The sequence below is a fragment of the Nitrospirota bacterium genome (assembly GCA_016207885.1).
Taxonomy (GTDB): Bacteria; Nitrospirota; Thermodesulfovibrionia; order UBA6902; family UBA6902; genus JACQZG01.
Genome location: JACQZE010000005.1, coordinates 38,500 through 51,627, shown reverse-complemented (window position 1 = coordinate 51,627; position 13,128 = coordinate 38,500). Strand labels below are relative to the sequence as shown.

The following is a 13,128-nucleotide window of genomic DNA, read 5'->3' as shown; positions in this document are numbered from 1 at the left end:
ATGGAGATTTTGAAATCAAAGCTGGAAGTCCTTTTAAAAGACATGCCTGACAAAGTTGATGTTGATGATTTTATGTATCGCATCTATCTTCTGCAGAAAATTGATGCAGGTGAAACAGATATTAAGGAAGGGCGGACATTGTCACACAAAGATGTTGTTGAAAGGCTCTCTAAAAAATGTCAAAACTGATATGGTCTGAAAGTGCCATTTCGGATATGGAAAATATGTATGATTATATTGCCAAAGATTCACCGATGTATGCGCGATTAAATGCTGAGAGAATTTTCGAATCTGTTGAACGGTTACAGTATTTTGCTGAATCAGGGCGTCATCTTCCCGAGTTCCCATATCTGCCCCATAGAGAGATAATTTCTAACAATTATCGAGTCATCTATCGATACGATACTGAGAGTAGTGAAGTTAAAATTGTTGCTGTTGTTCATGGCAGCCGTCTTTTGACAAAGGAAATTCTTTCGGGATAAAGAGAAGAATTAATCATCTGTTTTTAGGGAGCACTTCATGAACCGCACTGAAAAAAACAACCTTGACCAACTCTGCATCAATACCATCCGCACTTTATCCATGGATGCGGTGCAGAAGGCGAACTCCGGGCATCCGGGAACGCCGATGGCCATGGCGCCGGTTGCGTACTGCTTATGGCAGCGGGTCATGAACTTCGACCCTGCAAATCCCCTCTGGCCGAACTGCGACCGCTTTGTGCTTTCAATGGGGCATGCCTCAATGCTGCTGTACTCTATCCTTCACCTCTGCGGCGTAAAAGATGTTGATAAAGAGGACAGGCTCTCCATAGAGCTTGATGACATTAAAAACTTCCGGCAGCTTGGAAGCAGGTGCGCCGGGCATCCTGAATACGGACTGGCTCCGGGCATTGAGACCACAACCGGCCCGCTGGGGCAGGGCGCGGCGATGAGCGTCGGCATGGCTCTTGCCGGAAGATGGATGGCGAACTGGTTCAACCGCGTGGGCTTTGAGCTCTTCGATCATAATGTCTACTCCCTCTGCAGCGACGGCGACATGATGGAAGGGATATCATCTGAGGCCGCCTCTATTGCAGGGCATCTTAAGCTCTCCAACCTCTGCTGGATATATGACGACAACAAGATAACGATAGAGGGGATCACATATCTCGCTTTCAGTGAAAATGCGGCCGCCCGCTTTGTGAGCTACGGCTGGAACGTTATACGCATAGAAGATGCAAATGACATCAGCGCGTTTGAAGGTGCTTTGACAATATTCAGGAACACAAATGACCGTCCCACCCTGATCATTGTTAACAGCCATATCGCGTATGGTTCGCCCAATAAACATGATACCAGCGCTGCCCACGGCGAGCCGCTCGGGGAAGAAGAGGTAAGGCTGACAAAGAAAAATTACGGCTGGCCTGAAGATTCGAAATTTCTTGTTCCGGACGGGGTGCGCGAGCATTTCCGGTTCGGCATCGGCAAACGCGGTAAAGAAGTTTATGATAAATGGACTGAGAAGTTGGAAGATTACCGAAATAAATATCCCGAACTTGCCAGGCAGATAGATATAATGCAGAGCCGCGAGTTGCCTGAAGGATGGGATGACGGCCTGCCTGCCTTTGCCCCAGATCCAAAAGGAATAGCGACAAGGGTATCTTCCGGCAAGGTTTTAAATGCAATTGCCAAAAATGTCCCCTGGCTAATGGGCGGTTCAGCTGACCTTGGACCTTCTACAAAGACGCTGCTGGAGTTTGAAGATGCGGGAACGCTTACACCTGATAATCCCGGCGGCCGGAACATTCACTTCGGCATTCGCGAGCATTCAATGGCTGCGATACTTAACGGCATGGCCTTGTCGAATATACGCCCTTACGGCGCGACATTTCTCATATTCAGCGATTACGCGCGTCCTGCCATCAGGCTGAGCGCTATTATGGAGCTTCCTGTCATTTACATCTTTACACATGACTCGATAAGCCTTGGTGAAGACGGCCCGACACATCAGCCTGTTGAGCACCTCGCCTCATTGCGCGCAATGCCCGGGCTTATAACGATCCGCCCTTCTGACGCCAATGAGGTGGTTGAGGCATGGAGGGTTGCAATGAAGCTGCGCGATAAACCCGCTGCGCTTGTTCTTTCAAGGCAGAATCTGCCAACCCTTGACCGCAATAAATACGCACCTGCCTCAGGATTGGCAAAAGGGGCGTATATTCTGGCTGACGCGAATAACGCAGATCCTGATGTCATACTCATAGCAACAGGCAGCGAGGTATCGCTCTGTATTGAAGCATATGAAGAACTAAAGGCAGATGGGATCAGGGCGCGTGTGGTGAGCATGCCTTCATGGGAGCTCTTTGAAAGGCAGGAGAAAGAGTATCGTGACAGCGTATTGCCGCCTTCAGTCACGGCTCGTGTCGCTGTTGAGCAGGCTTGCGGCTTTGGATGGGAGAGGTATGCCGGCAAAGACGGGCATATTATCGGCATGCACTCTTTCGGTGCATCCGCGCCTGACAAGGATCTCAGGAGATGGTTCGGATTTACCGCTGCCAATGTGATCTCTGCTGTAAAAGCAGTCATAGAAAAAAGAGGATGAATAAAGAGAAAGAGGTTTTGATCTTTAAAGATATTGAAGAGATATCGGGTTTTGTTGTGAAGAAATGGCTGGAGATATCGGGCCGTGCCGTATCGAAAAAGGGAAGATTCAGTGTTGCCCTCTCCGGCGGCAGGACTCCCCTTCCGCTGTATAAACGTCTTGTTGAATCAAAAGGACTCTTCCGTTGGGATAAGACAGACATATTTCTTGTGGACGAACGTTTTGTCCCCTACAGCGATCCGGAGAGTAATTTCGGGATGATCAGAGAAAACTTTTTCAGGCATATTAATATCCCTGCTGAAAACCTTCACCCTGTTCCCATAGAAGAGGATGCTGAATTATCAGCTGCACGATATGGAAAGGATCTGGCCTCATCTTTCGATCTTACGGCGGGCGCTGTGCCGCAGTTCGACCTGATCCTCCTCGGCATCGGCCATGACGGGCATACGGCTTCGCTATTCCCCGGAACGCAGGCGTTAAATGAAAAGGCGCATCTTGCGGCGGCTGTTATACTGCCAGACATATCAAAAAAGAACAGGGTCACAATTACCTTGCCTGTGATCAATAATTCCGATAACATATTCTTCATGGCAGCAGGAGCAGATAAGGCAGAAACAGTTAAAGAGATTATTGAAAATAGAGACTCTCTCTTGCCCGCCGCAATGGTCAAGCCGGAGAAGGGCAGGCTCTTTTTTTTAATGGATGAGGGCGCAGGCTCTCTTTTGTCGAAATTTTAAAACTGATTTAAAGGAGGCTGCAATGGCAAAGGTTGAAGATACACCGGAAAACGCTTCAGTATGCCTTGAGTTTTGCGGGCCATGCCCCACCTTCCCGGAAGTCGAAGGTGAGGCATTATTTTGCGCAAGGGGCAAAAGCATCGCGCCGAAGCAAAAACACGGCTGCAACTGCACTATGTGTACTGTCCAGGGCAAGTCAGGATGCAGGGGCACTTACTACTGCATAAACGACAGATGTGAATGAAAATTATCGATCAGAAAAGCGGCAAGGAATATTTAAGGCTTTTCTGATAAAATATTGACCAGTTATTTATTATTGACTATGTCAATCTCATTTTGTATTCTTTTACCCGTAACCCAGGAGGTTAAGTAATATGGTATTAAGCAAGATGTTTCCGAAAGAGACCGACTTTTTTTCTATGTTCGCACAGGCAGGTGAAAACCTTAAAGACGGCGGGATCCTTCTTGTTGAACTTATGGAGAACCTTGAGAAATCCGAGTATCTCGCAAAACAGATATATGAGATCGAACAGCAGGGCGATATGCTTACGCATGAGATAATGCGCAAGCTCAACAAGACCTTTCTGACGCCGTTGGACAGGGAAGACATACACGCGCTTGTCTGCCGCATTGACGATGTGCTTGACCTCATATGGACCTGCGCCGACAGAGCCTTCCTCTTTAAACTTGATGGAATAGACCCTGCTGCAGTTGAGCTCTCAAAGACGTTAAGCACAACTACAGAAGTGATAGAAAAAGCCATAAATTCCCTGAAGAATAAAAAGTATTCCTACATACAGGAGTTCTGTATAGAGATAAACCGCCTTGAGAACAGGGCGGATACAACCTTCAGGGCGGCCCTTGCAAGGCTCTTTAATGAAGAGAAGGACCCTATCCAGATACTTAAGTGGAAGAATATCTATGAACATCTCGAAGACGCGACAGACGCTTGCGAAGATGTCGCAAACATCCTTGAAGGCATAGTTCTCAAACATGCATGATACTTTCTTTCTTCTTATCGCCGTAATAGTACTCGCTACGGTTTTTGATTTTATAAACGGCTTTCATGATACGGCAAATGCCATAGCAACATCTGTATCAACGCGCGTGCTCTCTCCCAAAACAGCTGTCATAATGGCTGCAAGTTTAAATCTGTTAGGGGCCTTGACCGGCACTGCTGTGGCTGCAACAGTTGGAAAAGGGCTTGTAGATATCCACTCTATCACTCAGGTAACGGTCATTTCAGCCCTCTTATCAGCTATCGTGTGGGATCTTATCACATGGTATTTCGGGCTGCCTACATCTTCAAGCCATGCGCTGCTTGCAAGCATACTCGGCGCGTCAGTCGCCACTGCCGGCACCGAGGTTATCATTCAAAAGGGTGTTTATAAGGTATTGATAGCGCTGATATTATCGCCGCTTGTAGGCCTGCTCTTCGGTTTTCTCCTTATGCTGCTTTTGATGAAGATCTTCGGGCACTCGCCGATCTCGTTCGTAAATAAATTTTTCAACAAGATGCAGATCGTATCAGCGGCATATATGGCGTTCAGCCACGGCAACAACGACGCTCAAAAAACAATGGGCATTATTACAATGGCGTGGGTGAGCTATTACAAACTTCCTGACTTTATCGTTCCTAAATGGGTAATGCTGCTGTGCGCAACCGCAATGGCCTTAGGCACGGCCCTGGGCGGCTGGAGGATCATAAAGACACTTGGCGTGCGCCTTGTACACATGCAGCCTATCCATGGATTTGCGGCAGAGGCGTCTGCCGGAACGATCATAGAGATAGCTTCCAGGTTCGGGCTGCCCCTTTCAACAACTCATATAATCTCTTCAACGATCATGGGTGTCGGAGCTACCAAAAGATTGTCAGCGGTCAGGTGGGGGATTGCATTGAATATAGTGATAGCATGGGTCTTGACCCTTCCGATGTGCGCTATGTTCGCCTGGGGGATATATAAGCTTCTGGCAATGACGCTGTAAGGCTGCTTATAACACAATCCTGCCTTCTCTCAAGACCTTCTGCGGTTTCACTGTAACATCCACTATGGTTGAAGGCTTGCCGCCAGGAGTCGCTCCTGCATCGATAATCAATTCGATACGGTTTCCAAAGTATTTTATGACTTCATCAGGATGCCTTGCGGGAGGCATTGACGAAGGATTGGCGCTGGTTGCGGTGATCGGGAAGCCCGCCGCCCTTGCCATAGACAATGCAAAGCCTGCTCCCGGCACCCTTGCCGCTACCTTGCCGAGGCCTGCGGTCAGCAGCTCCGGCAATCCAGCCCTGGCTTCAAATATCATTGTCAGCGGGCCGGGCCAGAACTTCTTCATCAACATCCGCGCTTCTTCAGGCACAGATCTTACAATTGTCATAAGAGCCTTTTCACTACCGACTATAACCGGCAGCGCTTTTTGGATCGGCCGCTTCTTAATATCATAAAGCTTCCTGAGTGCGGCCTCATCTGAAGCCATGACCCCCAAGGCATAATAGCTCTCTGTGGGATATGCTACGATACTCCCTTTCTTGAGCGCGGCAACAGCCTCTTTGACGGCAGCTTCCGAATCACTCTCAATAGATAATATGCGCATTTCCCATTGTAACACAGACAACCTCTGTGAATAGCGCCCGCATTTGTTATAATCTTCCACTTGTAATTTATAAAGGATTTTGTTAATTTCATATACTTATATTTTGTAAATCTCAGGAGGAGATAAATGAAGAAGCCTGCAAGATTGATCGCCTTACTTTTTGTATTAATGGTTTCATACGGATGTGCGGCAGCCCTCTTGGTTGTCGGCGCAGGCGTCGGTGTCGGCGCTTATAAATATATCGACGGAAGCCTTAGCAGGGCCTATCCCGTTGAATATTCAAAATCATGGGATCAGGCAAATACCGCGCTTGAGAATCTCCACATAAGCATTACCGCAAGTTTAAACGAAGGCACGAAAGGCACTATTGAAGGTGTAAAGCAGGACGGCCAGAAAGTGGTGATAAAACTTGAGGATAAGGGCCAGAAGGTCACATATATCTCAATCCGTGTGGGAATGTTCGGCAATCGTGAGGAAGCAGAGCGCATACATGATGAGATAGCAAAGATCGCCGGTATATAGGGCGCTATTTCAGGAGGCCCTTCATCTCTTTTGACACAGCTTCAAAACCCTTTTTTCTGAGGGTATTGATTATTTTAGGGGAAGAAAATTTCTTAAGTATTCTCTCTCTCTTTTTGCCGTCAGTTATCTTTATCAATGCCTTTCCGCGCAATGACCTGAGAAGCTTCAGGTATTTTGCAAAATCCGCGTCATAAACCTCCTGTATCTCTTTCCGTATCATCTTTGCGGCGGCAGGGCTTGCGCCTTGTGTTGATATTGCGATAGTCAGAGGGCCCCGCGTCAGCAAAGAGGGTACGATAAAATTGCCTTCGGACGGGTTGTCCGCGACATTGATAAGCGGGCAGGAGAGCGCCTTTGCGTCATTGGCGATCAGGATATTGGTTTCTCCGGATGAAGTGCATGCTGCAACCACAAAGGCGGACTTAAGGTCTCCCTTTGCATAGTTTCTTGCTTTATGTTTTATCTTCCCTTCGGTTTTGTACTTCTGAAGGCGGGGTGTCAGCGAAGGGCTTACCAGTTCTACGGCTGCGCCTGCTTTAATAAGTGTGGATGCCTTTCTCCCGGCAACGCTTCCGCCGCCGATCACAACAGCTTTTTTAGATTTCAGGTCAAGAAAAAGCGGGTAATATTTCATTCACCTTACTTTAATGAAGTGATAATTTCCTGTGCATCTTTGGCAAGCCCGGTAGCAGGGAACTTCTCGATAAGTGTGGAGAATGCCTTCAGCGCCTTCTCTTTCTCCCCGAGGTTCTTGTATGAAAGGCCTAAATAATAATATACGTCAGCCTCTTTGTTCAGGTCAGGATATTTCTCAAGCAGTTCATTGAACCTGCTTGCTGCTGAGGCGTAAGCCTCTTTCTTGAAATAGAACATCCCGACATATAACTCATGTTCGGCAAGAATGCTTAAACACTTGGCTATCCTTGTCTCGGTAACATCCATATACGGGTTTCTCGGGTAATTCTCCTGCAGCGTCCTGAACTCCTTTAACGCCCTGAGCGCAAGCGAATAGCTGACATCCACCGTGGTCATCTGTTTGTAGAAGCTCATCGCCAGCTGGAACTGAGCGTACGGGGCGTATTTGTTGTACGGATGCATGGAGAGAAAATTTTCATACTCAATGGAAGCTTCGTCAAAGAGCTCCTGCTCAAAATATATATCTGCCAGACGGACCTGTGCCAGGGCCGAGAACTTCATGGTGGTATCGGTTGTCTTGACCTTCTCAAGCAGCGTTTTTGCCGCTTCATAGTCCTTATTCGTTATCTTCTCGTTTGCCTGGATCAACGCCTCTTCTGCCTCGGAGATATTCGAATCCCTGACAGCTGCTTTATCCGAAGAGCATGCGGCTATAAAGAAGAGAATAAATACAGGGAGGAAAAGCCTTTTTAGAATATTAAAGTCTTTCATAAATAGATATAGATAAAAAATGGCGGGGCGGACGGGACTCGAACCCGCGACCTCCTGCGTGACAGGCAGGCGTTCTAACCGACTGAACTACCACCCCACTCTTTATTTATCGTTTGAGACGGGAGTATCAAAAAATGGTAGGCGGAACAGGGATCGAACCTGTGACCCCAGCCTTGTAAGGGCTGTGCTCTCCCAGCTGAGCTACCCGCCCGGCCAACTCAAAACGAGTTATTAATATAGCAGATAAGTATATCAAATTCAAAGTTCTTTTGTCTTGCAACAGGCTGAAGAGGATATCTGCAAAAATCAACGGGTTAGGATCAGTCTGCCGGCAATAATTTGTTCCGCTTTAAAATATCCTCAATTTATGGCAATATTATGTAAACCTTTTAAATTAATCCTATATTAAAGGAGATAACTTATGAAAAGATCAGCCTCAATAATCGCATCTGTCTTTTTCGGCATCTTCATCTTCACATCCTTTGTCCATGCTGCATGCACAGAGGGCAGCTGTGCAACAGGGACCGGAACAATGGCCTTTGAAAACGGCGACAAGTATGCAGGAGAATGGAAAGAGAGCAAGAAGAACGGGCAAGGCACGATGACATATGCTAACGGCAATGTGTATGTCGGCGGATGGAAAGATGACCTTAGGGACGGGCAGGGCACCATGACTTACAAAGGCGGGGACAAGTATGTAGGCGGATGGAATAACGACCTGATGGACGGGCAAGGCACATATACATGGATAGAAGGGGACAAGTATGTAGGTGCATGGAAGGACGGTTATCGGGCAGGGCACTTACACATGGCCAAGCGGCAGTAAATATGTGGGCCAATGGAAAGACAGTTATGAGAGCGGCCAGGGAACCATGACCTACACAGACGGCGGCAGGTATGTCGGTGAATTCAAAAATGACACAAGGGATGGACAGGGCACATACACATGGGCAAATGGAGATGTGTATGTTGGCGGATGGAAGAACGGCCAAATGAACGGACAGGGCAGAAAGACATGGGGAACCGGACAATGGCAAAACGATCTTTATGTCGGTGAATGGAAAAATGACCTGATGGATGGATACGGCACTTATACATGGGGCAATGGACAATGGCAGGGCGATATGTATGTCGGTGAATTTAAAAATCACATGAAGAGCGGGCAAGGCACATATACCTATACAGACGGCAGCAGGTATGTAGGCGGATGGAGCAATGACATGATGGACGGGCAAGGCACATATACCTATCCGGACGGCGGCAAGTATGTCGGTGAATTCAAAAATGACGAGCGCAACGGATACGGCACATACACATGGCCGGACGGCGGTAAATATTCAGGCGAATGGAGCAACGGCATGCAGAACGGCCAGGGCACGCATGTATGGGCAGACGGCCAGCAATGGTCAGGACAATGGAAGAACGGGGAACAGGTGCAGTAGGATTTGGGTCATATAACTGAACAGGGCTTGAAATGACAACGGATCCGCGATTTGCAAACCGTAATGATCAGGAGAACAGAAGACGCAGTAAAGGCCCGGATGAGAAATTCTGTGAATCATGCGGGGAGGCCATAAAGGCAAATGCTGCGGCATGCCCTGTCTGCGGCGCCGGTCAGAAAGATAAGCTGAACAAAACAGCCTTGCTGCTGCTCACATTCTTTCTCGGAGGATTTGGCGCGCACAAGTTCTATACACGCAGAAACCTGGAAGGCTTTTTTTATCTGATATTCTGCTGGACGATGATCCCGCGCCTCATCTCCCTGGTCGAATTTGTTATTTACGCATTCACAAGCAGTGAGGATCTTCAGAAGAAATATTCCGCGACCGGCAACGGGGTGGTTATCGCTATCGCAGCCGCAGGCATTGTACTGATATTGCTGATCGGAATAATTGCCGCAATTGCCATCCCGGCATTCCTTACAAACAGGAACGCTGCCCGTCAACGATCCATAAGAACAGAATTAATGACTTTAAAGACTGCCGAGGAGATATATTTTGCCGACAATAACAGATATTCAATAAACATTAGAGAGCTGAACTTTATACCTTCCTCATCGGACGTAAACATTGAAGTAGTAAGCGCTGACGAAAATTGTTTCTTTGCAAGAGGCGCACATAATAAATCGGAAAAGTTCCTGCTTATAGATTGCCATGGATCAGAGCAGTATTCAGATTAAACAATAACCTGCTTTAAGATATCATCACTTTATTTTTAATAATACCAAGGAGAAATATATGGCTGACGAAAAAAAGGAACCCTGGCTTAACTACCTCGCGCTCGCGACCGTCCTATTAGCGGTCTGCGCCACGCTCGCGACCTTTAAAGGCGGCGGCTTCTCCACGCGTTCAGTGCTTGCGCAATCACAGGCCTCAAATCAATGGGCTTACTATCAGTCTAAAAGTATAAAAAGTTATATATACGAGATGCAGAAAGACAAGCTTGAGCTTGAACTTAAGGAGAAGAGGCCGAAGCTTGCCCCTGAAATAATCGGGGATTACGAGAAGAAGATCGAGGCATATTCTGGCAAGATAAATAAGTACGAAGAAGAGAAAGCGGCAATTGAGAAGGACGCAAAAGCGCAGGAGGCCATAAGGGACAATGCCCAAAAACATTCCCAGATGTTCGGCATGGCTGTCATATTCCTGCAGATAGCGATACTCCTCTCATCAATCGCGGCACTGCTCAAGCAAAAACCGGTCTGGATGATAGGGCTTCTAAGCGGCGCAGTCGGGATATTCTATTTTGTGAATGGGTTTTTGATGGTTGTTAAATAGAGGGGAGTTCTTAATCTGGAACACCATGCGTTATTCTAAAACCCGAAATCAGTTTTGTTATCGCTTCTTCTATAAGCGCGAATTTCCCGGCATCGATCCATTCTTTTTTAAATATGCCTCCGCCGAAGGCAACAGCATCCGCGCCTGAAGAAAAGAACTGGCCGATGGTTTCGGCTGATATGCCGCCGCAGGCAAGGAGCTTTATATCCTGAAACGGGCCTTTTATCTCTTTCATGTAAGACGGGCCGAAGAACTTTGCGGGGAAGACCTTGACCATTGTTGCACCGGCATTCCACGCGTTATATATCTCCTGAGGGGTGAGCGCTCCGGGAAAGACAGGGATGGAGTTCTTTACGCAATATTCCATAACATCAGAAATAAGTGTTGGCATTACAATGAATGTCGCACCGGCATCAAGGGCTGAGTGCAGGTCTTTAAGTGAGAGCACGGTTCCGGCGCCGACAGCGATGCGGCCATCAGCCGCCCGGACCATCTGGCTTATAAGGCCGGCTGCATCAGGAGTGTTCATTGTGATCTCTATCGCTTTGAGGCCGGAGGATACCGCAGTTTCAGTAAGCGGCTTCACGCTCTCTGACGTGATGCCGCGCAGTATCCCCAAGATGGGCAGTTCTTTAAAGCGGTTTACGTCCATATCTCAAACAATATACGGAAATTATCTAATCAACAATGCTGTCGTAAAAGGCCTTGTAGTCTTCCTTTTTATCGCTGTCTCTTAAAGCGATCGCGTTTTTTGGATGTTCATTCAGCATACCTGCTATGGCATAAGGTATGATGTACCCCCACTCCATCTTCTCCCTGAGCGGGATGAACTCTTTGGATATCAGGTCCAGGATGGGGCGTATATCATATTTCGGATTCTTTAAAAAACCTATAAGCAGTTCAAGCGGGCAGTTGCCTGAGCCGCGCCCTATTCCGTAGACTGTGGCATCCATATAATTGGCATTATGGATGATCGCCTCTATCGTGTTTGAGAAGGCAAGCTGCATGGAGTTATGGCCGTGAAAGCCGATCTCTTTTGTCTTGATTATCGACTTGAACCTTTTGACCAGTTCCTCAATGTTTTCCTGATACAGCGAGCCAAAACTGTCAACGATATTGACAACATTCGCCTTGCTCTCTTCCTCTATCTGGTGAAGGGCCTCATCAAGCTCAGGCCCCCTGTCTTTTGATATCGCCATTATGTTGATGGCGGTCTCATAGCCCTTGTCTGCAAAATGGTTGCACATGTAAATAGCCTTGTCTATGCCCTTTACATAAGTGGCAGTTCTTATAACATCTACAGGGCTCTGGTCAGCAGGCTTTATATCATCAAGATGAACGCGCCCGACATCCACCATGACGGAGATCTTGGCCTTTGATTCTATCCCGTCTATGACTTTTCTGATCACATCATCGTCACAGAACTTCCACGGCCCGTATTCAGCGGGAGAGAAATACTCTTTGGAATTCTTATACCCTATCTCAATGTAATCCACGCCTGCCGCTGAGATAGCCTTATATACCTCGCGCACAAACCTCTCGTCAAAATTGTGCTTATTTATAAGACCGCCGTCACGGATCGTGCAGTCTAATACTTTTATCTGTTCCCTGTACATAATTCCTCCTTGATAAGCAAATACATTAAAATATAATGGAAGTATAAGTGTAATTTAATGGAATATGGATTGTAAAGCGCGGTTTAAGATTTTAATATCCGGTTCATGCCCTGTCCTGCTCCAGCCTCTGATCAAGGTGTCTCTGAACTGATTCAACCGCTTCCAAGATCTCATCGGTCTTGGGAAGGTGCTTAGCGACCTTTTTTATATACTCTCTCTCAGAAAATAATTTTAATGATGAATAAAAATTAAGGTCAAAGACCCAGGAGAGATGCATAAGCTTAAAGTCATTCAGCGTCTTTGCGTCATTAAAAGATGCGATCTTCCCTTTACAGATAGAGGAGAGTATCTCCTTTGAATATTCATCATTATCAGGAAGTCCATGTGCCGGGACTGCTGACCTTTCCCCGCCGGCGTCTTCGTAATATTCGATAAAGACCCTGAGGATATCCAGTTTGTCGGCATCACGGATGAGCCGGAGATAGAGGATCATCTCATCCTGAAGTTTTGGTATTGAAAAGGCGTTGTGAAACTTAACTCCTGTAATAACCATTCCGGCATCTCTTTCAGAAAGGTTTTTCAAAACCCCTTCTTCCACAAGCACGTCAGCGCCGAGCATCCCATGGTTAATAGATATCCTGTCATTAAATGTTTTGAACTTTGCATATTGCGGGAACCTGCCGATGTCATGAAAGAGGGCTATGGCCTCGGCAATGATTGTCTTGTCAGCGCTCAGTGATTCAGCCTGCGCGATATGAACAATATTTTCACATACATTGCGGGTGTGTTCGATCTTGAGGTTATAGTTTTGATTATCTTCTTCCGCAGATGAATGAAAAGAGGAGGTGTAATCTGAAAACCATTTTTTTAAGGACTTCAGGTCGTCAACTGTCATGGAAT

Annotated in this window: 18 protein-coding genes and 2 tRNA genes; 12 read left to right on the top strand and 8 right to left on the bottom strand. The window is 47.0% G+C overall.

Annotated features, from left to right (window positions below; all coding sequences use genetic code 11):
- The 7 genes from HY807_04195 to HY807_04165 all read left to right on the top strand — a co-directional run bounded on the left by HY807_04195 (nt 1) and on the right by HY807_04165 (nt 5,300).
- Nucleotides 1-189 (top strand): hypothetical protein, encoded by a 189-nt coding sequence (locus HY807_04195; GenBank protein ID MBI4825604.1) that lies wholly within the window; start codon nt 1-3, stop codon nt 187-189.
- Complete coding sequence (locus tag HY807_04190; protein MBI4825603.1) at nt 177-482, top strand: type II toxin-antitoxin system RelE/ParE family toxin; 306 nt, start codon at nt 177-179, stop codon at nt 480-482. Before HY807_04195 ends, HY807_04190 begins: the two co-directional genes overlap by 13 nt.
- Before the next feature lie 37 nt (nt 483-519).
- Complete coding sequence (gene tkt / locus HY807_04185) at nt 520-2,577, top strand: transketolase (GenBank protein MBI4825602.1); 2,058 nt, start codon at nt 520-522, stop codon at nt 2,575-2,577.
- The gene (gene pgl / locus HY807_04180) at nt 2,574-3,314 is read left to right on the top strand and encodes a 6-phosphogluconolactonase (GenBank protein ID MBI4825601.1); all 741 of its coding nucleotides are present in this window, start codon (nt 2,574-2,576) and stop codon (nt 3,312-3,314) included. The genes tkt and pgl overlap by 4 nt, the downstream gene beginning before the upstream one ends.
- 22 nt (nt 3,315-3,336) lie before the next feature.
- Nucleotides 3,337-3,558: a DUF2769 domain-containing protein gene (locus tag HY807_04175; protein ID MBI4825600.1), complete on the top strand. Its 222-nt coding sequence runs from the start codon at nt 3,337-3,339 to the stop codon at nt 3,556-3,558.
- A 130-nt stretch (nt 3,559-3,688) separates the two neighbouring features.
- Nucleotides 3,689-4,315 (top strand): DUF47 domain-containing protein, encoded by a 627-nt coding sequence (locus HY807_04170; GenBank protein ID MBI4825599.1) that lies wholly within the window; start codon nt 3,689-3,691, stop codon nt 4,313-4,315.
- The gene (locus HY807_04165; protein ID MBI4825598.1) at nt 4,308-5,300 is read left to right on the top strand and encodes an inorganic phosphate transporter; all 993 of its coding nucleotides are present in this window, start codon (nt 4,308-4,310) and stop codon (nt 5,298-5,300) included. The genes HY807_04170 and HY807_04165 overlap by 8 nt, the downstream gene beginning before the upstream one ends.
- A gap of 6 nt (nt 5,301-5,306) precedes the next feature.
- Here the strand turns inward: HY807_04165 and HY807_04160 are convergent, their stop codons facing one another.
- Nucleotides 5,307-5,906 carry a threonylcarbamoyl-AMP synthase gene (locus tag HY807_04160; protein ID MBI4825597.1) on the bottom strand — a complete coding sequence of 200 codons (600 nt, stop codon included), beginning with the start codon at nt 5,904-5,906 and terminating at the stop codon, nt 5,307-5,309.
- A gap of 126 nt (nt 5,907-6,032) precedes the next feature.
- On the opposite strand from HY807_04160, the gene HY807_04155 reads away from it, so the two are divergent.
- The gene (locus HY807_04155) at nt 6,033-6,428 is read left to right on the top strand and encodes a DUF3568 family protein (protein ID MBI4825596.1); all 396 of its coding nucleotides are present in this window, start codon (nt 6,033-6,035) and stop codon (nt 6,426-6,428) included.
- A gap of 4 nt (nt 6,429-6,432) precedes the next feature.
- On the opposite strand, the gene HY807_04150 is transcribed toward HY807_04155, so the two are convergent.
- The 4 genes from HY807_04150 to HY807_04135 all read right to left on the bottom strand — a co-directional run bounded on the left by HY807_04150 (nt 6,433) and on the right by HY807_04135 (nt 8,046).
- Complete coding sequence (locus HY807_04150; protein MBI4825595.1) at nt 6,433-7,062, bottom strand: bifunctional precorrin-2 dehydrogenase/sirohydrochlorin ferrochelatase; 630 nt, start codon at nt 7,060-7,062, stop codon at nt 6,433-6,435.
- A 5-nt stretch (nt 7,063-7,067) separates the two neighbouring features.
- Entirely contained in the window at nt 7,068-7,835 is a 768-nt protein-coding gene (locus tag HY807_04145; protein ID MBI4825594.1) for a tetratricopeptide repeat protein, read from the bottom strand.
- A gap of 20 nt (nt 7,836-7,855) precedes the next feature.
- Nucleotides 7,856-7,932: transfer RNA gene (locus HY807_04140), tRNA-Asp, on the bottom strand.
- Between the two features lie 38 nt (nt 7,933-7,970).
- A tRNA-Val gene (locus HY807_04135) sits at nt 7,971-8,046 on the bottom strand.
- Nucleotides 8,047-8,256: 210 nt separating this feature from the next.
- Here HY807_04135 and HY807_04130 point away from each other — a divergent pair.
- The 4 genes from HY807_04130 to HY807_04115 are packed head-to-tail and all read left to right on the top strand — an operon-like array spanning nt 8,257 to nt 10,612.
- Nucleotides 8,257-8,661: a hypothetical protein gene (locus HY807_04130; GenBank protein ID MBI4825593.1), complete on the top strand. Its 405-nt coding sequence runs from the start codon at nt 8,257-8,259 to the stop codon at nt 8,659-8,661.
- Entirely contained in the window at nt 8,606-9,277 is a 672-nt protein-coding gene (locus HY807_04125) for a molecular chaperone Tir (protein MBI4825592.1), read from the top strand. The genes HY807_04130 and HY807_04125 overlap by 56 nt, the downstream gene beginning before the upstream one ends.
- 32 nt (nt 9,278-9,309) lie before the next feature.
- On the top strand, nt 9,310-10,014 hold the full coding sequence (locus HY807_04120; GenBank protein ID MBI4825591.1) for an NINE protein: 705 nt from the start codon (nt 9,310-9,312) through the stop codon (nt 10,012-10,014).
- A 58-nt stretch (nt 10,015-10,072) separates the two neighbouring features.
- Nucleotides 10,073-10,612 carry a DUF4337 domain-containing protein gene (locus HY807_04115; protein MBI4825590.1) on the top strand — a complete coding sequence of 180 codons (540 nt, stop codon included), beginning with the start codon at nt 10,073-10,075 and terminating at the stop codon, nt 10,610-10,612.
- Nucleotides 10,613-10,622: 10 nt separating this feature from the next.
- Here the strand turns inward: HY807_04115 and HY807_04110 are convergent, their stop codons facing one another.
- From HY807_04110 to HY807_04100, 3 genes are all read right to left on the bottom strand, one after another.
- Entirely contained in the window at nt 10,623-11,264 is a 642-nt protein-coding gene (locus tag HY807_04110) for a bifunctional 4-hydroxy-2-oxoglutarate aldolase/2-dehydro-3-deoxy-phosphogluconate aldolase (protein ID MBI4825589.1), read from the bottom strand.
- 25 nt (nt 11,265-11,289) lie between these two features.
- Nucleotides 11,290-12,228 (bottom strand): aldolase catalytic domain-containing protein, encoded by a 939-nt coding sequence (locus HY807_04105; GenBank protein MBI4825588.1) that lies wholly within the window; start codon nt 12,226-12,228, stop codon nt 11,290-11,292.
- 103 nt (nt 12,229-12,331) lie between these two features.
- Nucleotides 12,332-13,123, bottom strand: a complete 792-nt coding sequence (locus tag HY807_04100) for an HD domain-containing protein (GenBank protein ID MBI4825587.1) — start codon at nt 13,121-13,123, stop codon at nt 12,332-12,334.
- Nucleotides 13,124-13,128 lie beyond the last annotated feature (5 nt).